The organism is Enterobacter ludwigii, from assembly GCA_023023105.1.
Lineage (GTDB): Bacteria > Pseudomonadota > Gammaproteobacteria > Enterobacterales > Enterobacteriaceae > Enterobacter > Enterobacter adelaidei.
In genome coordinates this window covers 3,140,580-3,166,745 of sequence record CP083824.1, presented here as the reverse complement: position 1 = coordinate 3,166,745, position 26,166 = coordinate 3,140,580, and the positions used below count along the sequence as shown (strand labels likewise).

At 53.1% G+C, this 26,166-nt stretch carries 18 protein-coding genes; 11 read left to right on the top strand and 7 right to left on the bottom strand.

Annotated elements, in window-relative coordinates; genetic code table 11:
- Positions 1-1,053, top strand: a complete 1,053-nt coding sequence (gene glpQ / locus LCD46_15315; GenBank protein UOY69439.1) for a glycerophosphodiester phosphodiesterase — start codon at positions 1-3, stop codon at positions 1,051-1,053.
- Positions 1,054-1,076: 23 nt separating this feature from the next.
- Here glpQ and LCD46_15310 read toward each other — a convergent pair whose 3' ends face one another.
- The 4 genes from LCD46_15310 to ubiG form a co-directional block, all read right to left on the bottom strand.
- On the bottom strand, positions 1,077-1,331 hold the full coding sequence (locus LCD46_15310; protein ID UOY69438.1) for a 2Fe-2S ferredoxin-like protein: 255 nt from the start codon (positions 1,329-1,331) through the stop codon (positions 1,077-1,079).
- Positions 1,331-2,461, bottom strand: a complete 1,131-nt coding sequence (gene nrdB, locus LCD46_15305; GenBank protein UOY69437.1) for a ribonucleotide-diphosphate reductase subunit beta — start codon at positions 2,459-2,461, stop codon at positions 1,331-1,333. The genes LCD46_15310 and nrdB overlap by 1 nt, the downstream gene beginning before the upstream one ends.
- A gap of 51 nt (positions 2,462-2,512) precedes the next feature.
- Positions 2,513-4,798 (bottom strand): ribonucleoside-diphosphate reductase subunit alpha, encoded by a 2,286-nt coding sequence (gene nrdA, locus LCD46_15300; GenBank protein ID UOY69436.1) that lies wholly within the window; start codon positions 4,796-4,798, stop codon positions 2,513-2,515.
- Between the two features lie 347 nt (positions 4,799-5,145).
- Entirely contained in the window at positions 5,146-5,874 is a 729-nt protein-coding gene (gene ubiG, locus LCD46_15295; GenBank protein ID UOY69435.1) for a bifunctional 2-polyprenyl-6-hydroxyphenol methylase/3-demethylubiquinol 3-O-methyltransferase UbiG, read from the bottom strand.
- A 146-nt stretch (positions 5,875-6,020) separates the two neighbouring features.
- On the opposite strand from ubiG, the gene gyrA reads away from it, so the two are divergent.
- Both gyrA and rcsC read left to right on the top strand, forming a co-directional pair.
- Positions 6,021-8,657: a DNA topoisomerase (ATP-hydrolyzing) subunit A gene (gene gyrA, locus LCD46_15290; GenBank protein ID UOY69434.1), complete on the top strand. Its 2,637-nt coding sequence runs from the start codon at positions 6,021-6,023 to the stop codon at positions 8,655-8,657.
- Positions 8,658-8,791: 134 nt separating this feature from the next.
- The gene (rcsC, locus tag LCD46_15285; GenBank protein UOY69433.1) at positions 8,792-11,638 is read left to right on the top strand and encodes a two-component system sensor histidine kinase RcsC; all 2,847 of its coding nucleotides are present in this window, start codon (positions 8,792-8,794) and stop codon (positions 11,636-11,638) included.
- A 65-nt stretch (positions 11,639-11,703) separates the two neighbouring features.
- On the opposite strand, the gene rcsB is transcribed toward rcsC, so the two are convergent.
- Both rcsB and rcsD read right to left on the bottom strand, forming a co-directional pair.
- Entirely contained in the window at positions 11,704-12,354 is a 651-nt protein-coding gene (rcsB, locus tag LCD46_15280) for a transcriptional regulator RcsB (protein UOY69432.1), read from the bottom strand.
- Between the two features lie 16 nt (positions 12,355-12,370).
- Complete coding sequence (gene rcsD, locus LCD46_15275) at positions 12,371-15,043, bottom strand: phosphotransferase RcsD (GenBank protein ID UOY69431.1); 2,673 nt, start codon at positions 15,041-15,043, stop codon at positions 12,371-12,373.
- Positions 15,044-15,786: 743 nt separating this feature from the next.
- Between rcsD and LCD46_15270 the strand changes: the two genes are divergently transcribed.
- From LCD46_15270 to mqo, 7 genes are all read left to right on the top strand, one after another.
- On the top strand, positions 15,787-16,899 hold the full coding sequence (locus LCD46_15270) for a porin OmpC (GenBank protein UOY69430.1): 1,113 nt from the start codon (positions 15,787-15,789) through the stop codon (positions 16,897-16,899).
- Between the two features lie 116 nt (positions 16,900-17,015).
- Positions 17,016-18,074, top strand: coding sequence for an FAD:protein FMN transferase ApbE (gene apbE / locus LCD46_15265; protein ID UOY69429.1), 1,059 nt, complete (start codon positions 17,016-17,018; stop codon positions 18,072-18,074).
- 72 nt (positions 18,075-18,146) lie between these two features.
- Positions 18,147-19,205 carry a bifunctional DNA-binding transcriptional regulator/O6-methylguanine-DNA methyltransferase Ada gene (gene ada / locus LCD46_15260; GenBank protein UOY72979.1) on the top strand — a complete coding sequence of 353 codons (1,059 nt, stop codon included), beginning with the start codon at positions 18,147-18,149 and terminating at the stop codon, positions 19,203-19,205.
- Entirely contained in the window at positions 19,205-19,855 is a 651-nt protein-coding gene (gene alkB / locus LCD46_15255; protein UOY69428.1) for a DNA oxidative demethylase AlkB, read from the top strand. Before ada ends, alkB begins: the two co-directional genes overlap by 1 nt.
- Positions 19,856-19,930: 75 nt before the next feature.
- Positions 19,931-21,574 (top strand): multidrug ABC transporter permease/ATP-binding protein, encoded by a 1,644-nt coding sequence (locus LCD46_15250; protein ID UOY69427.1) that lies wholly within the window; start codon positions 19,931-19,933, stop codon positions 21,572-21,574.
- Positions 21,575-21,718: 144 nt separating this feature from the next.
- Complete coding sequence (mgtE, locus tag LCD46_15245) at positions 21,719-23,155, top strand: magnesium transporter (GenBank protein UOY69426.1); 1,437 nt, start codon at positions 21,719-21,721, stop codon at positions 23,153-23,155.
- 255 nt (positions 23,156-23,410) lie between these two features.
- A complete protein-coding gene (gene mqo / locus LCD46_15240; protein ID UOY69425.1) occupies positions 23,411-25,060 on the top strand; it encodes a malate dehydrogenase (quinone) in 1,650 nt (549 codons plus the stop codon).
- 35 nt (positions 25,061-25,095) lie between these two features.
- Here mqo and eco read toward each other — a convergent pair whose 3' ends face one another.
- Entirely contained in the window at positions 25,096-25,599 is a 504-nt protein-coding gene (gene eco, locus LCD46_15235; GenBank protein ID UOY69424.1) for a serine protease inhibitor ecotin, read from the bottom strand.
- A gap of 208 nt (positions 25,600-25,807) precedes the next feature.
- Between eco and LCD46_15230 the strand changes: the two genes are divergently transcribed.
- On the top strand, positions 25,808-26,068 hold the full coding sequence (locus LCD46_15230; GenBank protein UOY69423.1) for a DUF2534 family protein: 261 nt from the start codon (positions 25,808-25,810) through the stop codon (positions 26,066-26,068).
- Positions 26,069-26,166: the final 98 nt, after the last annotated feature.

Genomic DNA, 26,166 nt, shown 5'->3' with positions numbered 1-26,166 from the left:
ATGAAATTAACTCAGTTAGCCACCGGTCTGCTGCTAGCCGGTTTGATGACAGGCTCCGCGCTGGCGGCAGATAAAATCGTTATTGCCCACCGCGGCGCAAGCGGCTATCTGCCGGAGCATACGCTCCCGGCAAAAGCGATGGCCTATGCGCAGGGCGCGGATTACCTGGAGCAGGATCTGGTGATGACGAAGGACGACCAGCTGGTCGTCCTGCATGACCACTATCTTGACCGCGTGACGGACGTGGCGGAGCGTTTCCCGGACCGCGCCCGCAAAGATGGCCGTTTCTACGCCATCGACTTCACGCTGGCGGAAATTCGCTCGCTGAAGTTTACCGAAGGCTTTGAGATCGAAAACGGCAAGAAGGTGCAGGTCTATCCGGGACGCTTCCCGATGGGCAAATCTGACTTCCGGATCCATACCTTCCAGGAAGAGATTGAGTTTGTTCAGGGGCTGAACCACTCAACCGGTAAAAATATCGGTATCTACCCGGAAATCAAAGCGCCGTGGTTCCACCACCAGGAAGGGAAAGACATTGCGGCCAAAACGCTGGACGTACTCAAGCAGTACGGATACACCAGCAAGAAGGACAAGGTGTATCTGCAGTGTTTTGACGCCGCTGAGTTGAAGCGCATCAAAACCGAGCTGGAGCCGAAGAGGGGGATGGATCTCAATCTGGTGCAGCTGATTGCCTATACCGACTGGAACGAAACCCAGGAGAAGCAGCCGGACGGGAAGTGGGTGAACTACAACTACGACTGGATGTTTAAGCCGGGTGCGATGAAGCAGATAGCGCAGTACGCCGATGGCATCGGGCCGGATTATCACATGCTGGTGGCGGAAGGCTCAACGCCTGGGCACGTGAAGTTGACGGCGATGGTGAAAGAGGCGCATGCCAGCAAGATGCAGGTCCATCCGTACACGGTGCGTGCAGACCAGTTGCCGCCGTATGCCACGGACGTGAATCAGCTTTACGACGTGCTGTATAACCAGGCGGGCGTGGACGGACTGTTTACGGATTTCCCGGATAAAGCAGTGACGTTCTTAAAATAGAAAAAGGGCCGTAAGGCCCTTTTTTACATCTCGATCTCGATATCGCCTTTTGCCCGGCAGCAGCAGGGCAAAATTTCCCCTTCACTGATAAAGGCCAGCGGCTCGGTCAGCCAGTCCACCTGACCTGTCACCAGACGGCAGCGACAGGAGCCGCAATAGCCTTCACGACACTGATACTCAACCGCCACCTGGTTCGCCTCAAGCGCCACCAGCAGAGAAGGGTGCTCTTCCTGACACAGCACTTCGGTGCCAGAAAGACGTAGCGTTACGCGTGTCATCAGAGCTGGAAGTTGCTCAGGTCGTCAGTATCAACTTCGGAGTCAATCTGACCGACCAGGTAAGAACTCACTTCCACTTCCTGCGGCGCAACCTGCACGTTATCCGATACCAGCCAGGTGTTGATCCACGGGATGGGGTTGGAGCGCGTCTGGAACGGCAGGTCGAGGCCGACAGCCTGCATACGGATGTTGGTGATGTACTCAACGTACTGGCACAGAATGTCTTTGTTCAGGCCAATCATGGAGCCGTCGCGGAACAGGTAGTCTGCCCACTCTTTCTCCTGCTGGGCCGCCAGCACGAACAGGTCATAGCACTCCTGTTTGCACTCTTCGGCGATTTCCGCCATTTCCGGGTCGTCCACGCCGCTGCGCAGCAAGTTCAGCATGTGCTGGGTGCCGGTCAGGTGCAGGGCTTCGTCACGGGCGATAAGACGGATGATCTTGGCGTTACCTTCCATCAGCTTGCGTTCAGCAAAGGCGAAAGAGCAGGCAAAGCTCACGTAGAAGCGAATGGCTTCCAGCGCGTTGACGCTCATCAGGCACAGATACAGCTGTTTTTTCAGCGCACGCAGGTTCACGGTAACAGTTTTGCCGTTCACGTTATGGGTGCCTTCGCCCAGCAGATGCCAGTAGCTGGTCATCTCGATCAGTTCGTCGTAGTAGTGGGCAATGCCTTCTGCGCGTTTCTGGATCTGCTCGTTAGTGACGATATCGTCAAACACCACCGCCGGATCGTTAACGATATTGCGAATGATATGGGTGTAAGAACGGGAGTGGATCGTCTCAGAGAACGCCCAGGTTTCCACCCAGGTTTCCAGTTCCGGAATGGAGATCAGCGGCAGCAGCGCCACGTTCGGGCTGCGGCCCTGAATGGAGTCCAGCAGCGTCTGGTACTTCAGGTTGCTGATGAAGATATGTTTTTCGTGATCCGGCAGCGACTGGTAATCAATACGGTCGCGGGAGACGTCAACCTCTTCCGGGCGCCAGAAGAAGGAGAGTTGCTTTTCAATCAGCTTTTCGAAGATGTCATATTTTTGCTGATCGTAGCGTGCCACGTTGACTGGCTGGCCGAAGAACATCGGCTCTTTGAGCTGGTCGTTTTTCGTCTGTGAAAAGGTGGTGTATGCCATGAATTGGAGTCCTGTCTTACGAAATAAAGGCGGGGAAATCCCCGCCCTTTATTAGATCTTACATGCGCCGCTTTCGCAGCCATCGTCCTGAATTGACGGTACAAGGTCGTCCTGCGCGTCTTCTGCACCATCACGGGTGTTGTGATAGTACAGGGTTTTCACGCCAAATTTATAGGCAGTGAGCAGGTCTTTCAGCAGTTGCTGCATCGGAACCTTGCCAGACGGGAAGCGCGTTGGGTCGTAGTTGGTGTTTGCAGAGATCGACTGGTCGATAAACTTCTGCATGATCCCAACCAGCTGCAGGTAGCCGTCGTTGTTCGGCATTTCCCACAGCAGCTCGTAGTTGTTACCCAGCGTCTCGTAATCCGGCACCACCTGGCGCAGAACACCGTCTTTCGACGCTTTAATGCTGACGTGGCCGCGAGGTGGCTCGATACCGTTGGTGGCGTTAGAGATCTGCGAAGAGGTCTCAGACGGCATCAGGGCAGAGAGCGTAGAGTTACGCAGGCCATAAGTCTTAATGGATTCGCGAAGGCCTTCCCAATCCAGATGCAGCGGCTCGCTGACAATCGCGTCCAGATCTTTTTTGTAGGTATCGATCGGCATAATGCCTTTCGCGTAAGTGGTTTCGTTAAACCACGGGCACGCACCTTGCTCTTTCGCCAGCTCGTTGGACGCTTTCATCAGGTAATACTGAATAGCTTCAAACGTCTGGTGGGTCAGGTTATTGGCGCTGCCGTCAGAGTAACGCTTGCCGTTTTTCGCCAGCCAGTAGGCAAAGTTGATCACGCCAATGCCCAGGGTACGACGACCCATTGCACCACGTTTAGCGGCCGGGATTGGGTAATCCTGGTAGTCCAGCAGGGCATCCAGCGCACGAACCGCCAGCACGGCCAGCTCTTCCAGCTCGTCGAGGCTCTTAATCGCACCCAGGTTGAACGCAGACAGCGTACACAGCGCAATTTCACCGTTTTCGTCGTTAACATCGTCCAGCGGCTTGGTCGGCAGGGCGATTTCCAGGCACAGGTTAGACTGGCGCACTGGCGCAACAGCCGGATCGAACGGGCTGTGGGTGTTGCAGTGGTCAACGTTCTGGATGTAGATACGGCCGGTAGAGGCACGTTCCTGCATCATCAGAGAGAACAGGTCTACCGCTTTCACACGCTGTTTACGGATGCTGTCGTCTTTTTCGTATTTGGTGTACAGGCGTTCGAACTCATCCTGATCAGCGAAGAACGCGTCGTACAGGCCAGGGACGTCGGACGGGCTGAACAGGGTGATGTCTTCACCTTTCAGCAGACGGGTGTACATCAATTTGTTGATCTGTACGCCGTAGTCCATGTGACGCACGCGGTTGCCTTCCACGCCACGGTTGTTTTTCAGTACCAGCAGGCTTTCCACTTCCAGGTGCCACATCGGGTAGAACAGGGTCGCAGCACCGCCGCGTACGCCGCCCTGAGAGCAGGATTTAACCGCCGTCTGGAAGTGCTTATAGAACGGGATACAGCCGGTGTGGAATGCTTCACCGCCGCGAATTGGGCTGCCCAGAGCACGGATGCGACCGGCGTTGATACCGATACCAGCACGCTGGGAAACGTATTTCACAATGGCGCTGGAGGTGGCGTTGATAGAATCCAGGCTGTCACCACACTCGATCAGCACGCAGGAGCTGAACTGGCGGGTAGGGGTGCGCACGCCAGACATGATTGGCGTAGGCAGAGAAATTTTAAACGTGGATACCGCATCATAGAAACGCTTCACGTATTCCAGACGGGTTTCACGTGGGTAGTTAGAGAACAGGCAAGCGGCCACCAGAATATAGAGGAACTGGGCGCTTTCGTAGATCTCACCGGTCACACGGTTTTGAACCAGGTATTTGCCTTCGAGCTGCTTCACCGCCGCGTAGGAGAAGTTCATGTCGCGCCAGTGATCGATAAACCCGTTCATCTGCTCGAACTCTTCTTCCGTATAGTCTTCCAGCAGATGCGTGTCGTATTTGCCCAGCTCAACCATTTTCACTACGTGATCGTAAAGCGCAGGCGGCTCAAACTGGCCGTAGGCTTTTTTGCGCAGGTGGAAAATGGCCAGGCGTGCAGCCAGGTACTGATAATCCGGTGCTTCACGGGAGATCAGATCCGCCGCCGCTTTAATGATGGTTTCATGGATATCAGACGTTTTGATGCCGTCGTAGAACTGGATGTGAGATTTCAGTTCAACCTGGGAGATAGATACGTTGTTCAGTCCTTCTGCTGCCCAGTCGAGAACTCGATGGATTTTGTCCAGATTGATACGCTCGGTGGTACCGTCGCGCTTTGTCACCAGCAGACTCTGATTCATGTGGGTTTTACCTGTCCGTGAAATAAAAAATATCCCCCGTTTATCCACAGATCCGTCTTGTGACTAACTCTGTGGATAAATACTACATATAGGGGGTTTGCGATAAGAAAAACGCTATATGGTGAGTATTCTAGTATCGATTCTTTTCAGCACAAGGGTTGATTTTGACGTTAAATTGAGGTTGTGAAAGGGTAAAAAAGCGTAAGTCCTCGTACCGTAAGGCCTGGAAGACATGTCAATAATTAAGAAAAAAAATTCAAAATTTGATCGAGTGCTGATTTCTTCAACGGGCGGTCAGAATTGCGCAACATGATGTCGCGCAATCTTTATAAGAATAACAGATGACGTTAGTCGTTTTTGGCGGTTGTATGCAACATATAGTTAACATCTACGCCCGGTGCGAGTTTGAATTTATCGGTCAATGGATTGAAATGCAGACCGGTGATGTGTTGCTCTTTAAGCCACGTCTGGTCAACCCAGCTCAGTAACTCAGCAGGCTTAATGAATTTCTTCACGTCGTGTGTCCCTTTCGGCACCATGCGCAGCACATACTCTGCGCCGACGACGGCCATCAGCCAGGCTTTACCATTACGGTTGATGGTCGAGAAGAAGACCTGGCCGCCCGGTTTCACCAGTTTTGCGCAGGCGTGCACTACGGACTGCGGATCGGGAACGTGCTCCAGCATCTCCATGCAGGTCACCACATCGTACTGATGCGCATATTTGGCCGCGTGCTCTTCCACGGTTTCCTGCACGTATTCTACCTTTATGCCGGACTCCAGGGCATGGAGACGGGCAACCTGCAGCGGCTCAAAGCCCATGTCCAGACCCGTGACAGTAGCCCCTTCGCGCGCCATGCTCTCTGCCAGGATACCGCCACCGCAACCGACATCGAGCACTTTCTTACCGAACAGACCGCCGGAACGCTCAGCGATATAGCCCAGACGCAGCGGGTTAATACGGTGCAGAGGTTTGAACTCACCCTCGAGATCCCACCAGCGGGACGCCACCGCTTCAAATTTGGCAATCTCTTCATGGTCAACGTTGTGAGACACCGGGGATTTTTCGGCATTCATGGGCGCTTTTACTCCTTATTTAGCAAGACGAATGAGTATATCAGGCAATCCCTGTGAATAAAGCGTATAGGTTTACCTCAATCACCTCGGCTGTGTTATAATTTGCGACCTTTGAATCCGGGATACAGTAGAGGGATAGCGGTTAGATGAGCGACCTTGCGAGAGAAATTACACCGGTTAACATCGAGGAAGAGCTGAAGAGCTCCTATCTGGACTATGCGATGTCGGTCATTGTTGGCCGTGCGCTGCCGGACGTCCGCGATGGCCTGAAGCCGGTACACCGTCGCGTACTATACGCCATGAACGTATTGGGCAATGACTGGAATAAAGCCTACAAAAAATCTGCCCGTGTCGTTGGTGACGTAATCGGTAAATACCATCCTCATGGTGATTCCGCGGTGTACGACACTATCGTCCGTATGGCGCAGCCATTCTCGCTGCGTTACATGCTGGTAGATGGTCAGGGTAACTTTGGTTCTATCGACGGCGACTCCGCCGCGGCAATGCGTTATACGGAAATCCGTCTGGCGAAGATTGCCCATGAGCTGATGGCCGACCTGGAAAAAGAGACGGTTGATTTCGTTGATAACTACGACGGCACGGAAAAAATTCCTGACGTTATGCCAACGAAAATCCCTAACCTGCTGGTGAACGGTTCGTCCGGTATCGCCGTCGGTATGGCAACCAACATTCCGCCACACAACATCACGGAAGTGATCAACGGTTGCCTGGCGTATATCGACGATGAAGACATCAGCATTGAAGGGCTGATGGAACACATCCCGGGCCCGGACTTCCCGACGGCGGCGATCATCAACGGTCGTCGTGGTATTGAAGAAGCGTACCGCACCGGTCGCGGCAAGATTTACATCCGTGCCCGCGCAGAAGTGGAAGCGGACGCCAAAACCGGCCGTGAAACGATCATTGTTCACGAGATCCCGTATCAGGTGAACAAAGCGCGTCTGATTGAAAAAATCGCCGAGCTGGTAAAAGAAAAACGTGTTGAAGGTATCAGCGCGCTGCGTGATGAGTCTGATAAAGACGGCATGCGCATCGTGATTGAAATCAAACGCGACGCCGTGGGTGAAGTTGTTCTGAACAACCTGTACTCCCAGACTCAGCTCCAGGTTTCCTTCGGTATCAACATGGTTGCACTGCACCATGGTCAGCCGAAGATCATGAACCTGAAAGAGATCCTGAGCGCGTTCGTGCGTCACCGCCGTGAAGTGGTGACTCGTCGTACCATCTTTGAACTGCGCAAAGCGCGCGACCGTGCGCACATCCTTGAAGCGCTGGCGGTTGCCCTGGCTAACATCGACCCGATCATCGAACTGATCCGTCGTGCGCCAACCCCGGCAGAAGCGAAAGCGGCACTGATTTCCCGTCCGTGGGATCTGGGTAACGTTGCAGCAATGCTGGAACGTGCGGGTGATGATGCTGCGCGTCCTGAGTGGCTGGAACCCGAGTTCGGCGTGCGTGACGGTCAATACTACCTGACTGAACAGCAGGCCCAGGCGATTCTGGATCTGCGTCTGCAGAAACTGACCGGCCTTGAGCATGAAAAACTGCTCGACGAATACAAAGAACTGCTGGAACAGATTGCTGAGCTGCTGCACATCCTGGGTAGCGCAGAACGTCTGATGGAAGTGATCCGTGAAGAGCTGGAGCTGGTCCGCGATCAGTTCGGCGATGAGCGTCGCACCGAAATCACCGCGAACACCGCGGACATCAACATCGAAGACCTGATCAACCAGGAAGACGTTGTTGTGACCCTGTCTCACCAGGGCTACGTGAAGTATCAGCCGTTAACCGACTACGAAGCACAGCGTCGTGGTGGTAAAGGCAAGTCTGCGGCACGTATTAAAGAAGAAGACTTTATTGACCGCCTGCTGGTGGCGAACACCCATGACACGATCCTCTGCTTCTCAAGCCGTGGTCGTCTGTACTGGATGAAGGTCTACCAGTTGCCGGAAGCGAGCCGTGGCGCGCGTGGTCGTCCAATCGTTAACCTGCTGCCGCTGGAAGCGAACGAACGTATTACCGCCATTCTGCCGGTACGCGAGTACGAAGAGGGCGTGAACGTCTTTATGGCGACCGCCAGCGGTACCGTGAAGAAAACCGCGCTCACCGAGTTCAGCCGTCCACGTTCTGCGGGTATCATCGCTGTGAACCTGAACGAAGGTGATGAGCTGATTGGCGTCGATCTGACCTCCGGTTCGGATGAAGTGATGCTGTTCTCTGCGGCCGGTAAAGTGGTGCGCTTTAAAGAGAACGCCGTCCGTGCAATGGGTCGTACCGCTACGGGCGTTCGTGGTATCAAGCTGGCTGGCGAAGACTCTGTGGTTTCCCTGATTATTCCGCGCGGTGAAGGGGCTATCCTGACCGTGACGCAGAATGGTTACGGTAAACGTACGGCGGAAGGGGAATACCCAACCAAGTCTCGCGGCACGCAGGGCGTTATCTCTATCAAAGTGACCGAGCGCAACGGTTCCGTTGTGGGCGCGGTTCAGGTAGATGATACCGACCAGATCATGATGATCACCGATGCCGGTACGCTGGTGCGTACGCGCGTTTCTGAGATCAGCGTGGTGGGTCGTAACACCCAGGGCGTGATCCTCATCCGTACTGCGGAAGATGAAAACGTTGTGGGTCTGCAGCGTGTTGCAGAGCCGGTGGACGACGAAGAGCTCGATTCCATCGACGGCAGCGTCGCTGAAGGTGATGATGATATCGCACCGGAAACCGACACCGACGACGATGCAGCGGATGACGCTGACGAGTAATATTGCATGATGCAAAAAAGGGCCGGATTCCGGCCCTTTTCTTTTGCAGAAGCAGATAACTCAACGTTGCGACAAGGCGCGTTTACCGCTACCTTAACCACATCTTTTGACCCCGACGGCGGAGCCTCGCCCCTTTGAAATACCTCGTCTCCTTTCGTACTACGCTGAAAGTTTCTCGCTATCTGTTTCGGGCGCTGGCGCTCTTGCTTTGGCTGCTGGTGGCATTGTTCTCGGTGTTTTACATCGTTAACGCGCTGCATCAGAAAGAAGCGGAGATCCGCCAGGAGTTTAATTTAAGCTCCGACCAGGCACAGCGCTACATTCAGCGAACGTCTGATGTAATGAAGGAGCTGAAGTACATTGCTGAAAATCGTCTGACGGCGGAAAATGGTATTCTTGCTCTTCGCGGTCGTAACGACAAAACCGAAGTCCCGGACTTCCAGCCGTTGTTCCCGGATTCCGATTGTTCCACCATGAGCAATACCTGGCGTGGGTCACTGGAATCTCTTGCCTGGTTTATGCGCTACTGGCGCGACAATTTTTCTGCTGCTTATGACCTCAATCGCGTGTTCCTGATTGGCAGTGAAAATCTCTGCGTGGCGGATTTTGGCCTGCGCGATCTTCCCGTCGAGCGTGATGATGCGTTGAAAAGCCTGCACGAACGCATCGTGAAATACCGCAATGCACCGCAGGATGAGCGCGGAAATAACATCTTCTGGATAAGCCAGGGCCCGCGCACGGGGGTGGGTTATTTCTACGCCCTGACGCCGGTGTATCTGGGCAATCGCCTGCAGGCGCTGCTGGGGATTGAACAGACCATTCGTATGGAAAACTTCTTCACCCCGGGCAGTCTGCCAATGGGGGTGACTATTCTTGATGAAAATGGACATCAGCTTATCTCCCTTGCCGGGCCGGACAACCGTTTAAACGTCGATCCGCACTGGATGCAGGAGCGATCGTGGTTTGGTTATACCTCGGGGTTCCGCGAACTGGTGCTGAAGAAGAGCCTGCCGCCTTCGTCGCTGAGTATCGTCTATTCGCTGCCGGTGGATATGGTGCTTGAGCGGATACGTATTCTTATCATGAATGCGATTCTGCTCAACCTGCTGGTGGGGGGCGCGCTGTTCACGCTGGCGCGCATGTATGAGCGGAAAATCTTTATTCCTGCCGAAAGCGACGCCCAGCGGCTGGAGGAACACGAGCAGTTTAACCGCAAGATTGTTGCCTCGGCGCCGGTGGGGATCTGTATTCTGCGTACCCAGGACGGGACCAATATCCTGAGTAATGAGCTGGCACATAATTACCTGAACATGCTGACGCATGAGGATCGGCAAAGGCTGACGCAAATTATCTGTGGTCAGCAGGTTAACTTTGTCGACGTGCTGACCAGCACGCACACTAACCTGCAAATCAGCTTTGTGCATTCCCGCTATCGCAATGAAAACGTGGCGATTTGCGTGCTGGTGGATGTTTCTGCACGCGTGAAGATGGAAGAGTCGTTGCAGGAGATGGCGCAGGCGGCAGAGCAGGCCAGCCAGTCGAAATCGATGTTCCTTGCGACCGTCAGCCACGAGTTGCGAACGCCGCTGTACGGGATTATCGGTAACCTCGACCTGTTGCAGACGAAGGAATTGCCGAAAGGGGTCGACAGGCTGGTGACGGCGATGAACAACTCCTCCAGCCTGCTGCTGAAAATCATCAGCGATATTCTCGACTTCTCCAAAATTGAGTCTGAGCAGCTGAAAATCGAACCGCGTGAGTTCTCTCCGCGTGAGGTGATGAACCACATCAGCGCCAACTATCTGCCGCTGGTGGTGCGTAAACAGCTGGGGCTTTACTGTTTTATTGAGCCGGACGTGCCGCTGACGCTGCACGGCGATCCCATGCGCCTGCAGCAGGTCATCTCTAACCTGCTCAGCAACGCCATTAAATTCACCGATGTAGGCTGTATTGTGTTGCACGTTTGCCGGGCCGGAGATTACCTGAGCATTCGCGTGCGCGACACGGGCGTCGGCATCCCGGCGAAAGAGGTGGTTCGTCTGTTCGACCCGTTCTTCCAGGTGGGGACCGGCGTGCAGCGTAACTTCCAGGGCACCGGACTGGGGCTGGCAATCTGTGAAAAGCTCGTGAGCATGATGGACGGCGATATCTCTGTTGATACTGAGCCCGGCATGGGTAGCCAGTTCACTATCCGCATTCCGCTCTATTCGGCTCAGTATCCGGCAAAAACGACGGTTGACGGCCTGAGCAATAAGCGCTGCTGGCTGGCGGTGCATAATGCCTCTTTGAATGACTATCTCACTGCGCTGCTCACTTACAGCGGCGTGAGGGTGTCCCGCTATGAAGGTCAAACACCGGATGTGGACGATGTGCTGATTACCGACGATATGCCGGAACAGCCGTGGCAGGGAAGAGGGACGGTACTCTTCTGCCGTCGTCACATCGGCATCCCGGTTGAGCGTGCGCCGGGAGAATGGGTACATAGCGTAGCAACGCCGCATGAGCTGATGAGCCTGCTGGCACGCATCTACAAAGTGCATCTGGAAGAGAGTGACGGCGCGGGTGGATTACCGTCACCGGAGTCTCTGGCGTCGGTGAATGACGATATGATGATTCTGGTGGTGGATGACCATCCGATTAACCGCCGCCTGCTGGCCGACCAGTTGGGTTCGCTTGGCTATCAGTGCAAAACGGCTAATGATGGCGTGGATGCGCTGAATGTACTGAGTAAAAATCATATTGATATCGTTCTCAGCGACGTAAATATGCCAAATATGGATGGCTATCGTCTGACGCAGCGCATCCGCCAGCTTGGCCTGACGTTACCGGTTGTGGGCGTGACGGCGAACGCGCTGGCGGAAGAGAAACAGCGCTGCCTGGAGTCAGGTATGGACAGCTGTTTATCAAAACCGGTGACGCTGGATGTGCTGAAGCAGACACTGTCTGTTTATGCGGATCGCGTGAGAAAAACGCGGATATAAAAAAAGGCCCGCAAGGGCCTTTTACGTTTCACCCCTCCCTGTGGGAGAGGGGCACACGTAGGGAATCAATCCTTATCCGTTGCGCTCAGCGTGACGGAGGAGAGATAGTTCAGCAGGGCAATATCGTTGTCCACACCCAGCTTCATCATCGCTGATTTCTTCTGGCTGCTGATGGTTTTAATACTGCGGTTCAGCTTCTTGGCAATTTCGGTCACCAGGAAACCTTCGGCGAACAGGCGCAGTACTTCGCTCTCTTTCGGCGACAGGCGTTTGTCACCGTAGCCACCTGCGCTGATTTTTTCCAGCAGGCGAGAGACGCTCTCAGGCGTGAATTTCTTGCCTTTCTGCAGCGCCGCGAGCGCTTTTGGCAGATCGGTTGGTGCGCCTTGTTTCAGCACAATGCCTTCGATATCCAGATCCAACACCGCGCTCAGAATCGCCGGGTTGTTGTTCATGGTCAGAACGATAATCGAGATATCGGGGAAGTGACGTTTAATATATTTGATGAGCGTGATCCCATCACCGTACTTGTCCCCAGGCATGGAGAGATCGGTAATGAGCACGTGTGCATCAAGCTTTGGGAGGTTATTGATCAGTGCTGTAGAGTCTTCAAATTCACCGACTACATTCACCCACTCGATCTGTTCAAGTGATTTGCGAATACCGAACAGTACAATCGGATGGTCATCGGCAATAATTACGTTCATATTGTTCATGTATAAGGCTACCTTGCTACAGCAAGCTTTTGACGTAGGCGTCAATGTCGCTGATGTATTTTTCAATGCCAGAGGCATCTTTCTCACGAATTAGATGTTCCAGCGTTTCACATAACTGCTTGCCGGGAACCAGATTAAGCATGGCAAACACCCCTTTAAGCCGGTGTGCTGTCTGTGCCAGCGCTGCAAAATCATTCGCAGCGGACTCAGTATACAACCGCTTAACATCATCTGGTACTGTATCAACAAAGAGCGAATAATATCCGCTGGCGTGAAGCTCGGCATTTTCATTGCTGCCTTGCGGGGATTCCGCTATCTCTTCCTGCGCCAGCTGTTCTTCTATTAGTTGTAGTACAGCTTCCTGCATCGCATTGCTTATATTAAAGTTGACGCGCAGCTGGCCAGGGCCGATTTTCCGCACGCCTGACTCATCATCGCTTAAAAGCAAGCCGGAGGCAGTAAGATTAGACGGATTATCAGTTAAAAACAGATCAAATTCTTGACTTGCCAGCCTTTCATCCGGCGTGATGCAGGCCGCGCCCCAGTTTTCTAACTGACGAACCACAATATTGCGGATCTCATTTGAGGTCACATCGACCATCACCACAACATCATCCAGCAGACGTTCTTCATCTTCTTCTTGTGGATTGGCGGCCATTTTAACGTGCAGAGAATACCGGGTGCCGAGGGATTCACGGGCCTTGATATTCAGGTGACCACCAAGCTTACGCGCCAGTTGATCGCATAACCAGAAGGTCAGCGCATTGGCTTTGCCGTAATGATCGCTCTGCGTGTCATTAAGGAACGGGAAGTGCAGATTATCAATTTCGCTCGTTGTGACGCCTTCCCCGGTGTCCAGGATGCGGAACGTCAGACGATCTTCAGCAGACTCGTCTGTGCTCACCTCCAGGGTGATCTTGCCAATCTGCGTGGTGGTCACCGCATACTGAATAAGCATCAGCAGAATGCGGCGCAGTGCTTCGCGATCGCCATGACGTTCATCATTCGCGGATAAATGGTTATTGATTAGCAGTTGCAGTCCTTTGCGCTTAATCACGGGCAGGACTTCCGGAACCACTTCATCGATCAGATTCTGAATGGAGAAGAGGGTAGGTGTTCCTTTCCAGAAATCATTCTCCAGCATATTCGCCAGTTGGATCTCATCAACCATACGAACCAGTGAGTCGGCCTGGCTGGCAAGCTGGTGGCTTTCTGACGTATTTAACGCTGCCGCCTGGGTTGCCAGCGTTTTTAATGGCTGTTTGAAGGCATCACCAATATTCTGCATGAATGCCGCGCGCCCCTGCTGGTTTTTCTCATACAGTCTTTGCGCCTGCTTCAGCTTTTTATTCACCAGCACTTCTCTATCCTGATCGCGGATAATGAAAATTTGCGTGCGTGGGGCGATTTGACTGCGGAACTGACGGATCTCGTACAGTTCATTGTTGATGGTGGCCTGAATCACCCCCTGGTGCTGATCCGCCATGGTGGTGATGTTTTGCAGGTTAAGATGCGGCAGCAGATGGTCGGCAATTTTGTTGCTCATCACCGTACGATTCGCTTCCTGGTCGTGAACTAAGACCCCAAGCGGCAGCACGGAAACAATCTCTTCATTCAATGCACGTAACACGCGCAACTCATTAGTGGTGCCCGCCGGAACCGCAGAGGCGTCGCTTTGACGACCCGGCTGGAAACGAAACGTACTGTAGCCAAACAGAGCCAGCGCCAGCAGACCGATATTCAGCAGCAGAGGCAGCAGGATATTTTGCAGGGTGTCGAGCAACAGCGTGCCAAACGGCACCTGCCACACCAGACGCATACCGGTTGAGTTCAGCGAAGAGGCAATTTCAATTTTCGAGCCATTAAAAGAGATCGATACGCTCTCTGCGGCCTCTTTGTCAGACGCCGCACGCATATTCTGTGTGCTGCTGTCTGGCTCAAGGCGGAAGCTGTCGAGCGGCATATCCGGCGGGATTAAATCATTAATTGGCAAATCGAAGGCCACCACCGTCGCCAGATGCCCTGGCTGGTTGAACGTGGTGCGCAGGGTAAAATAGTGACCATTTTGCCAGGCCAGGCGACGCAGGGAAGAGAAGCTCTCACGTTCATCGAGAGCATTTGCCTGCTGCAACATCTCTGCCCGACGGGAATCGACGATGCTGCCCACGGTTGTCTCTTTAAACCCGGAAGAGAGATCTTTCAACGGCAGCGTCGAGATCAGGATCATGCTGTTGTCCTGACCATTCAGATAGTACATCGACCACGGCACGGTTTCGGCTCCCCAAAGGGTATCCAGATAGGTCGAAATGCGCTGCGTCATCTCCAGCGTCGCACTGTCGTGAGAGCCAAAGATAAGTGCCTCCGTTTTGCGCTGCGGTTTTTCGAGATAATAGACGTCCTGCTTAAGACGTGTCTCCTGCAGCCCATCCCCGGATGAGGTTGCGGGCGCAGCCGCAATATTGTCGTAAATCTGCCAGGTGGCGTAGCGCCAGGTATCAATGCGTTTGTGTACGGCATGGGTGATATCAACAACCTGATAGCTTTTGTCCTTTAGCCAGGCGTTCACCGCGCTCTGCACCATAACCCCCATGGTGACTAACAGCACAACGATCAAAAGAAGAAAGAAACGGGTGATGCTCCCGGGGAGGAGGGAGAATTTGCTCGGGGCGGTAGTTTCAGTCTGACTCATTGATATCTCTAACCTGTGATGGTCGTGCTCTGTCGCGATAGGGCAGTATAAAGGGTAATAACTGAATTTCCAGCGCCACTGGTCTGGAAGCGACGACTTTTTCCACAGGTAATATCAGAGATGGAAAGTGTCCTAAACATGTACACACTCACCGGGAATGTACAAATATAAAACAGTGCTATATGGCAAAAAGCACGAATTAACAAGAAATTGAGTTTTTCATCATTTTTTCTACGTCGGGGGATACGCGGCGAGAATTTAGTTAATAGTCGTTACAATTTCAGGGTGGTAGCACAGGAAAAGAAAATTTACGTAAAGAAAGGTAAAAAAAAACCGAATGCGAAGCATCCGGTTGAATTAGGGATAAACAGACATTCAAAACTGAATGACGGTAATAAATAAAGTTAATGATGATAGCAGGGGTTATTTTAGAGATTAGGCGCGATCTTGTTTTGTCATTCAGTGCTGTAACGAATTTTATTGTAAATCGTTGATATTTATGTGGTGATTTTTCTGTTTGATTATGCGTGCTAAATTTATAAGCTATTTGTGCTTTGTAAAAGTTCCTTGATATTTACAAATTGAAACATGTTGATGCATAAATGAAACATCTTCAAAGTTTTAGTATCATATTCGCATTGGATTATTCTGTAATTTTGCGGAGAATGAAATTGCCGACTGGTTAATGAGGGTTAACCAGTAAGCAGTGGTAATTATAAGGCATATAACAGAGGGTTAATAAAATGAAAGTTAAAGTACTGTCCCTCCTGGTACCAGCACTGCTGGTAGCAGGCGCAGCAAATGCGGCCGAAATTTATAACAAAGATGGCAACAAATTAGATCTGTACGGTAAAGTCGATGGTCTGCACTATTTCTCTGACGACAAGGGTAACGACGGCGACAAGACCTATATGCGTCTTGGCTTCAAAGGCGAAACTCAGGTTAACGATCAGCTGACCGGTTACGGCCAGTGGGAATACCAGATCCAGGGCAACACCACTGAAGGTGACAACCAGTCCTGGACGCGTGTGGCGTTCGCGGGTCTGAAATTCGCTGAGGCGGGTTCTTTCGATTACGGTCGTAACTACGGCGTAATCTACGACGTAACCTCCTGGACTGACGTTCTGCCAGAATTTGGCGGCGATACCTACGGCGCAGACAACTTCCTGCAATCCCGTGCTAACGGCGTTGCAACCTACCGTAACCAGGACTTCTTTGGTCTGGTTGACGGCCTGAACTTTGCTCTGCAATATCAGGGCAAAAACGGCAGCGTAAGCGGTGAAAACACTAACGGTCGCAGCCTGCTGAACCAGAACGGCGACGGCTACGGTGCATCCGTGACCTATAACCTGGGCGAAGGCTTCAGCGTGGGCGGCGCAATGTCCTCCTCCAAACGTACCGCCGACCAGAATGCAGCTGGCGTATACGGTAAGGGCGATCACGCAGAAGTCTATTCTGGTGGCCTGAAATACGATGCCAACAACATCTATCTGGCAGCGCAGTACTCTCAGACCTACAACGCAACCCGTTTCGGTACCTCTAACGGCAGCAACCCAACTACCGCTTACGGCTTTGCCAACAAAGCGCAGAACTTCGAAGTTGTTGCTCAGTACCAGTTCGACTTCGGCCTGCGTCCTTCCGTGGCTTACCTCCAGTCTAAAGGTAAGGACATCGAAGGTTACGGCGATCAGGATATCCTGAAATATGTTGATGTGGGTGCGACTTACTACTTCAACAAAAACATGTCTACCTATGTGGACTACAAAATCAACCTGCTGGATGACAACAACTTCACCAAACAGGCTGGTATCGGTACTGATGATATCGTAGCGCTGGGTCTGGTTTACCAGTTCTAATCGCTTCGCAATTTGACAAAGGGGCCTGATGGCCCCTTTTTAGTCTGTTTTTTTAGGATCTCACAACTCACCCGTTTTGGTGTACTCTTGCCGCCCTGGCATGAGGATAATAATGAATGGACATGACTTTTTTACGCGCCAGCTTTCTGGCTACTTTTTTTTTCCTGACCGCTTGTGACTCTTCCACGCCGCCGGTGGCGAAAGCCGATGCACCTGCGGCGACGGTGCTTGAAGGTAAAACGATGGGCACCTTCTGGCGCGTCAGCGTGATGAACCTTGATAAAACGCGCGCAGACGAACTCCGTGGCAAAATACAGTCTCAACTGGATGCCGACGATCAGCTACTTTCAACGTATAAAAATGACTCGGCGCTGATGCGCTTTAATCTCTCAAGCAGTACTTCCCTGTGGCCGGTTAGTGAAGCGATGGCCGATATCGTGACGGAGTCACTCCGCGTGGGCTACAAAACCAACGGCGCGATGGACGTCACCGTTGGACCGCTGGTAAATCTCTGGGGGTTTGGCCCCAACAAGCAGCCGGTCACCACACCCGATCAGGCAGCCATTGATGATGCCCGTGCCAGAACCGGTCTACAGCATCTGACGGTGATCAATCAGTACGGTCAACAGTACCTGCAAAAAGATATCCCCGATCTGTTTGTCGACCTGTCAACGGTTGGGGAAGGCTATGCGGCAGATCACCTGGCAGCGCTGATGGCCCAGGAAGGGATTTCGCGTTATCTGGTGTCTGTGGGGGGCGCCTTAGTGAGCCGCGGCATGAACGCCAGTGATAAGCCCTGGCGGGTGGCCATCCAAAAGCCGACCGATCGGCAAAACGCCGTGCAGGCGATGGTGGATATCAACGGGCATGGCATCAGCACATCCGGAAGCTACCGTAACTATTACGAACTTGACGGTAAACGCATTTCGCATGTCATTGACCCACAGACCGGGCGCCCAATCACGCATAATCTGGTTTCAGTGACGGTCATTGCCCCCACTGCGCTGGAAGCCGATGCCTGGGATACCGGGTTAATGGTACTCGGACCGGAGAAAGCCAAAGAGGTGGTTCGTCAGGAAGGGCTGGCGGTTTATATGATCATCAAAGAGGCTGACGGATTTAAAACCTGGCATTCGCCGCAGTTCAACAGCTTCCTGGTGAGCGAAAAAAATTAAAAAGCAAGGTTGCGGGTTTTTTATCAGTGGCACTCAGGCACGCTGTATGTATGCTTGTAAGAGGAGTTGATGATGAAAAACCCGACCTTTATTACCGATGAAGAGCGCTGGCAGGCCGTGCTGGCCCGCGATCCACGCGCTGACGAACAGTTTGTCTTTGCCGTGCAGACCACGGGGATCGTGTGCCGTCCGTCCTGTCGTGCCCGCCACGCGCTGCGTAAAAATGTCTGCTTTTATGCGGATGTCCACCATGCCATTCAGGCAGGGTTTCGCCCGTGCAAGCGCTGTATGCCGGATAAAGGCAATCCGCAGGAACTGAAGCTGGCAAAAATAGAGCACGCCTGTCGCCTTCTGGAGCAGGATCCCACCCTGACACTGGAAAAGCTGGCTAACCAGGTTGCCATGAGTCCTTTCCATTTCCATCGTCTGTTTAAATCCGTGACGGGTATGACGCCAAAAGCCTGGCAGCAGGCGGCGCGGGGACAGCGACTGCGCACGGCGCTTGCGCAGGGAGACAACATTACCGACGCCGTGCTGGCGGCAGGATTTCCTGATAGCAGCAGTTATTATCGTAAAGCCAGCGATACGCTGGGTATGACGGCGAAACAGTATCGTAAAGGAGATGTGGCCGTGCGTTACGCCATTGACGACTGTTCGTTAGGACGCTGTCTGGTTGCTGAAAGCGAGCGGGGGATCTGCGCGATACTGCTGGGTGACAGCGATACAGAATTAACCGAAGAGCTTGCTACGCTGTTTCCAAAAGCAGAGCGCGTACCGTTGGAAGACGCTTTTGCGCTGCGGACCCACCAGGTGATCGCCAGTATTGATAACCGTGCAGTGCCGCTGTCACTGCCGCTGGATATACGTGGAACTGCTTTCCAGCAGCGCGTCTGGCAGGCACTTCGCGACATTCCCTGCGGCGAAACGGCAAGTTATCAGCAGGTGGCAAAAGCAATTGGTAAACCCAATGCCGTACGTGCCGTTGCCGGAGCCTGTGCTGCAAACAAACTGGCAATTGTGATCCCCTGCCATCGCGTTGTTCGCAATGACGGTGCGCTATCGGGTTACCGATGGGGAACGGAACGAAAAGCGTTATTACTGAAACGTGAGGCGGAACACCAGGAGGGATGATGCTCGATCTTTTTGCGGATGCTGAACCCTGGCAGGAACCCCTTGCTCCGGGCGCGGTGATCCTCCGCCGCTTTGCACTTTCACGTGCGGCGGCGCTGCTTGCCGGTATTGAAGAGGTAACGGCCGTTTCACCGTTTCGCCATATGGTGACGCCGGGAGGCTACACCATGTCGGTGGCAATGGCCAACTGCGGAGAACTCGGTTGGGCGACGAACGAACGGGGCTATTTGTATGCCCCTGTCGATCCCTTAACCGGTCAGCCGTGGCCTCCCATACCTGCTGTTTTTCAGTCTCTCTGCCACGAGGCCGCAGTGGCTGCGGATTATCCAGACTTCCGCCCGGATGCCTGTCTGATCAACCGCTACGCCGTGGGCGCGAAGCTCTCGTTGCATCAGGACAAAGATGAGCCTGACCTGCGCGCGCCTATCGTATCCGTCTCCCTGGGTCTGCCTGCGGTCTTCCAGTTCGGCGGGTTACGCCGCAACGACGCGCTCAAGCGCCTGATGCTGGAGCATGGCGATGTGGTGGTGTGGGGCAGGGAAGCGCGGCTGTTTTACCACGGCATTCAGCCTCTGAAACCCGGGGTTCACCCATTAACTGGCGAGTACCGATTTAACCTGACCTTTCGCCAGGCAGGAGAGAGTAAATAAAAATAAGAATTATTCTTGATGTAACCGCAGGGCAGTTTACACTGCTGGCTGATTTTTATTGTCCGGATTGCCTGCATGCAACTACTTCTTCTTGTCTGGCGTCAGTATCGCTGGCCCTTCATTGCAGTAATGGCGTTAAGCCTTGCCAGTGCCGCATTAGGTATTGGCCTGATCGCGTTTATTAACGTACGTTTGATTGAAATGGTCGACACGTCACTCTCCGTTTTACCGGAGTTTCTTGGCCTGTTGCTGTTGTTGATGGCGGTCACGCTCGGGTCACAGCTGGCGCTGACTGCGCTTGGGCACCATTTCGTTTTTCGTTTACGCAGTGAATTTATCAAGCGGATTCTGGACACCCAGGTCGAGCGTGTTGAACAACTCGGAAGTGCTTCTCTGCTGGCGGGACTGACCAGCGATGTGCGCGCCATCACTATTGCATTCGTCCGTTTACCGGAACTGGTCCAGGGGATCATTCTGACCTTTGGCTCTGCGGCCTATCTCGCCTGGCTCTCCAGCAAAATGCTGGCAGTGACTGCTCTATGGATAGTCATTACCATCTGGGGCGGTTTTGTGCTGGTGTCACGCGTCTATAAACACATGGCGGTGCTGCGCGAAACCGAAGATAAGCTCTATAACGATTACCAGACGGTGCTGGAAGGGCGTAAAGAGCTGACGCTGAACCGCGAACGTGCCGAGCATATCTTTAACCATCTCTACCTACCGGATGCGCGCGAATACCGACACCATATCATTCGCGCCGATACCTTCCACCTGAGCGCGGTGAACTGGTCAAACATTATGATGCTGGGCGCCATTGGCCTGGTATTCTGGATGGCGAACAGCCTGGGCTGGGCGGACACCAACGTGGCGGCAACCTACTCATTAACGTTACTGTTTTTACGCACACCGCTGCTCTCCGCTGTCGGCGCACTGCCTACCTTGCTGAGTGCGCAAGTTGCGTTTAATAAACTCAAAAAATTCGACCTTGCGCCGTTCAAAGCCGAATTTCCGCGCCCGCAGGCCTTCCCCAACTGGCAAACGCTGGAGCTTCGTAACGTTACGTTCCGCTATCGGGACAACGCCTTCTCCATAGGACCGGTCAACCTGACGATACATCGCGGTGAGCTGTTGTTCCTGATTGGGGGCAACGGTAGTGGTAAATCGACGCTGGCAATGTTGCTGACCGGGCTCTATCAGCCGCAATCGGGCGAGATTTTGTTGGACTGTAGGGCGTTGAACGCGGAGAAACCTGAGGATTACCGCCAGCTTTTCTCGGCGGTGTTCACCGATGTCTGGTTGTTTGAACAACTGCTTGGGCCTGAAGGGCAACAGGCCAATCCTGCGCTGGTGGAGAAATGGCTGGCACAATTGCAGATGTCGCACAAGCTGGAGCTACAGGACGGAAAGATCCTCAACCTGAAACTCTCTAAAGGGCAGAAAAAACGCGTGGCGCTGCTGCTGGCGCTGGCGGAAGAGCGCGACATTATTCTGCTGGATGAGTGGGCAGCGGATCAGGATCCGCATTTCCGCCGCGAGTTTTATCAGGTTCTGCTGCCGCTGATGCAGGAGATGGGCAAAACCATTTTCGCCATCAGCCACGACGATCATTACTTCATTCATGCTGACCGTCTGCTGGAGATGCGCGACGGTAAACTGAGCGAGTTGACCGGTGAAGAGCGAGATGCGGCGTCGCGTGACGCGGTGGCGCGTACGGCATGATGCCGTTACCCTCTCCCCCACAGGGAGAGGGGATAAATCGCGGTCGAAATGCCGCTTTTTTTTTCATCCCGCCCTGTTGTTTATTCTTATTTACATATCCCCGCGCTATGCTTAATACCATCTTATTTCATGGATTTATGATTGATGTCGGTATTAACGAAAAACAGCGCCAGACAGCGTGACCAGGAACGCGCGCGACTGATCTGGCTTCTCACGACCGATAAAGCGGTCACTTCTGCGTTATTGGGCAAACTGACCCTGGCTGAGCAATATGATGTCGGCACCTTAGCCGACGATATTGCTGAGGTAGGTGCGCTGGTTGCCCATTTACCCCCGCCTGACCTGGCCGATACCCTTGAGGCGCTCCCTTCGGAGGAGCGCCATGCGTTGTGGCGTCTGGTGCAGGATCACGAGCGTGGTCAGGTGCTGCTTGAAGCCTCGGAAAACGTCTGGGATGACCTTATCGACGAGATGAGCGACCGGGATATTCTTGATGCGCTGAAAACGCTGGATATCGACGAACAGATTTACCTTGTTCAACATCTGCCGCGTAATCTGACCGGCCGCCTGCTGGCCTCTTTGCCAGCCGAAGAGCGGGCACGTGTGCGTCAGGTGATGCACTACGAGAAACACAGCGTTGGCGCGATCATGGAGTTTGGCGTTATCACGGTACGCCCGGACGTTACGCTTGGTACCGTCCAGCGCTACCTGCGCCGCCTCGGCAGTATGCCGGATAACACCGATAAACTGTTTGTGACCTCGCGGGATAAAACGTTGCTCGGTGAGCTGGAACTGAAAACGATCCTGCTCAATAGTACCCAACGGCGGGTGAGTGAGGTGATGGAGACCGAGCCGATGGTCTTCTCTCCGGAAGACGATGCTGAAAAAGCGGCGCGTACCTTCGAACGTGATGACCTTGTAAGTGCGGCGGTGGTCGATTCTGTCGGCAAGCTGATGGGACGCCTGACCATTGATGAGATCGTTGATGTGGTGTACGAAGAAACTGATAACGATTTACGTGCTCTCGGTGGGATCAGCGCGGAGGACGACGTCCATGCATCCGTTGGCAAGGCCGTCAAAACCCGCTGGGCGTGGCTTGCCATTAACCTGTGTACTGCGTTTATCGCTTCCCGCGTGATTGATGGTTTTGAACACACTATTTCTCAGTTAGTCGCGCTGGCATCGCTGATGCCGATTGTGGCCGGGATTGGCGGCAACACCGGAAACCAGACTATCACTATGATCGTCCGCGCCCTGGCGCTGGAGAACATTCAGCCCGGCAACTTTACCTTCCTGATCTTAAGAGAAATGGGCGTTGCGCTGATTAACGGCCTGGTATGGGGCGGCATTATGGGCGGTATTACCTGGTGGCTGTACGACGATATGGCGCTAGGAGGCGTGATGATGCTGGCGATGGTACTGAACCTGCTGGTGGCATCAATGATGGGCGTGATTATCCCTCTGACGATGACCAAACTGGGACGCGACCCTGCAGTGGGGTCGAGCGTGATGATCACTGCCATCACCGATACCGGTGGCTTCTTTATTTTTCTTGGGCTGGCGACGATTTTTCTTCTTTAATCAGATGCTTAATACGGGCGGGAAGCAGTACCATGATGATAATCCCGCCCAGTACACCCAATCCTTTCACTGCGTTTGCAAATTAATCGGTACCAGCAGCCAGCGTAATTCCCCACAAACAATCCATCATTAAATTTCACAATTACAATAATTTCGTAACCTTTAAACAATATTTAAAAGTTGTTACCGTGCCCCCGCAGCTTTTTTCACCTGCAATTTCCACGCATCAAGCACTTTTACACTAAGGCATAAATTATGAAAAAAATGACTGCCATGCTCTTTTCTCTGGCCGTGGGGCTTAACACCGTCTCAATGGCGGCGAAAGCTGACGCACCAAAAGAGCAGGAAACGGACGTCCTTTTAATTGGTGGCGGTATCATGAGCGCCACGCTGGGAACCTATCTGCAGGAACTGCAGCCAGACTGGTCAATGACCATGGTCGAACGCCTCGATGGCGTGGCGCAGGAGAGCTCGAACGGCTGGAACAACGCCGGTACGGGACATTCGGCACTCATGGAACTGAACTATACGCCGCAGAAAAAGGACGGTTCCATTAGTATCGAGAAGGCGGTAGAGATCAACGAAGCATTCCAGATTTCACGCCAGTTTTGGTCACACCAGGTCAACAGCGGTGTGATGCATGACCCGCACTCCTTCATTAACACCGTGCCGCATATGAGCTTTGTGTGGGGCGAGCAGAACGTCAACTTCCTGCGCGCGCGTTACGCGGCTCTGCAGCAGAGCACGCTGTTCCGCGGTATGAAATACTCTGAAGACCACGCTCAGATCAAAGAGTGGGCCCCGCTGGTTATGGAAGGTCGTGACCCGAACCAGAAAGTGGCGGCAACCCGTACTGAAATTGGTACTGACGTTAACTACGGTGAAATAACCCGTCAGCTGGTGACGTCTCTGAAGAAAAAAGAGAACTTCAATCTGCAGCTCAGCACCGAAGTGCGTGGCTTTAAGCGCAACGCGGACAACAGCTGGAGCGTGACCGTTGCTGACCTGAAAAACAACGAAGCCGAGCACGTCATCAAGGCGAAGTTTGTCTTTATTGGAGCAGGTGGTGCGGCGCTGAAGCTGCTGCAGGAATCCGGTATTCCGGAAGCTGACGATTATGCCGGTTTCCCGGTCGGCGGCCAGTTCCTGGTGTCCGAAAACCCGGAAGTGGTGAATCGCCATCTGGCTAAAGTGTACGGTCAGGCTTCTGTTGGTGCGCCGCCAATGTCTGTGCCGCACATCGACACCCGTATGCTTGACGGCAAACGCGTGGTGCTGTTTGGGCCGTTCGCGACCTTCTCAACTAAGTTCCTGAAAAACGGCTCTCTGTGGGATCTGCTCAGTGCAACCACCACCTCTAACGTTAAGCCAATGATGGATGTGGGACTGGATAACTTCGACCTGGTGAAATACCTGATTAGCCAGGTGATGCTCTCTGACGACGATCGTTTCGAAGCGCTGAAAGAGTACTACCCGGAGGCGAAGAAAGAAGACTGGCGTCTGTGGCAGGCGGGTCAGCGTGTGCAGATCATCAAGCGCGACCCGAAAGAGGGTGGTGTGCTGCGCCTGGGTACCGAAGTGGTGAGCGATAAGGATGGCACAATTGCTGCGCTGTTGGGGGCGTCACCTGGTGCATCTACTGCTGCGCCAATCATGCTGCACCTGATGGAAAAAGTGTTTCAAGATAAAGTCTCCAGTCCTGAATGGCAGGCTAAGCTGAAAACTATTATTCCATCCTACGGTACAAAGCTGAACGGTAACGTGGAGGCAACGGAGCAGGAGCTGGAATACACCAGCCGTGTACTGCAACTGCAATACGTCAAGCCGCAGGCTGCTGATGCTGCGCCAAAAGCGGAGCTTAAACCTCAGGCAGAAAACAAACCGGTTGCGGATATCGCGCTGTAAATAAAAAAGCCGGGTATTGATTACCCGGCTTTTTTTCAACGTACTACCGCTTGTCCGACATTCTCATCTGCCTTCCAGACGCGATACTTCACTTCCACGTTTTCCGGCGTGTAGACCACGATCGGCAGCTTGCTGTTGTAGCGCAGCAGACTGTTGTCACCCAGATACGCCGTCACAAATTTCTTCTCTTTCTTGCCATCCGGGCAGGCCATCATGGTAGAGACCGGAGAGGTGACTTTATCGAAGACGTAATAGTCATAACCCCAGCCTTCCAGGGTTTTACTTTCCAGTTGACCGCCCAGACGGTGCTGGTTGCAATCCACTTCCAGCGTTTTGCCAATTAACAGCTCCACTTTGAAATTTGCTTCATCCTGCTGAGCCGGTAACTGAATCACCTGACGCTTCATCCCTTTGTCCGCTTTCGGATATGGGGCAACTTTTTCCAGCGGCTGCTCTTTTGGGGTTTCGCTGGCAAAAGCGCTGGTGCTGACGCACGCGGCGGCGATCAGAGCGATGGCAAACTTAGGTGCGTTTTTCATTGTCATTCCTTTATGTCAAAACGATCCTGAACAGATTAGCATAGCGCTCATGAATGATTGGTTTTATTTACTTACATTTTCAATATTCTCAGTGTTATAAACTTAATTTTGGCGTTTTTAATGGTTGTTTGTGCTGGTGTGGAGTCTGACGATAGTTCGTGTTATTTTAAACACCTTATAATGTTATTCATCTGTAAAGGGAAGTGAGATGGTTCGTGCAAAACTTAAAACACCTGAAGGCCGTAAGTTCCTCCTGGCGCTACTGGTTGTGTTTATGATTGCTGCCGCATGCGTTGGGCGGGCAACCATTGTTGGCGTTATCGAACAATACAACATCCCCCTCTCAGCATGGACGACCAGCATGTATGTCCTGCAATCAGCAATGATCTTTGTCTACAGCCTGGTGTTCACCGTGCTGCTGGCTATCCCGCTGGGTATTTTCTTCCTGGGTGGACGCGAAAAGCACTAAGCCTTCATGAGCCAGCCTGCGGGTTGGCTTTTTTATAGCCCCATTATTCCTCCTCAGGTTTTTTAATCCGCCATATCCTATTCTGTAAACATTCAGGC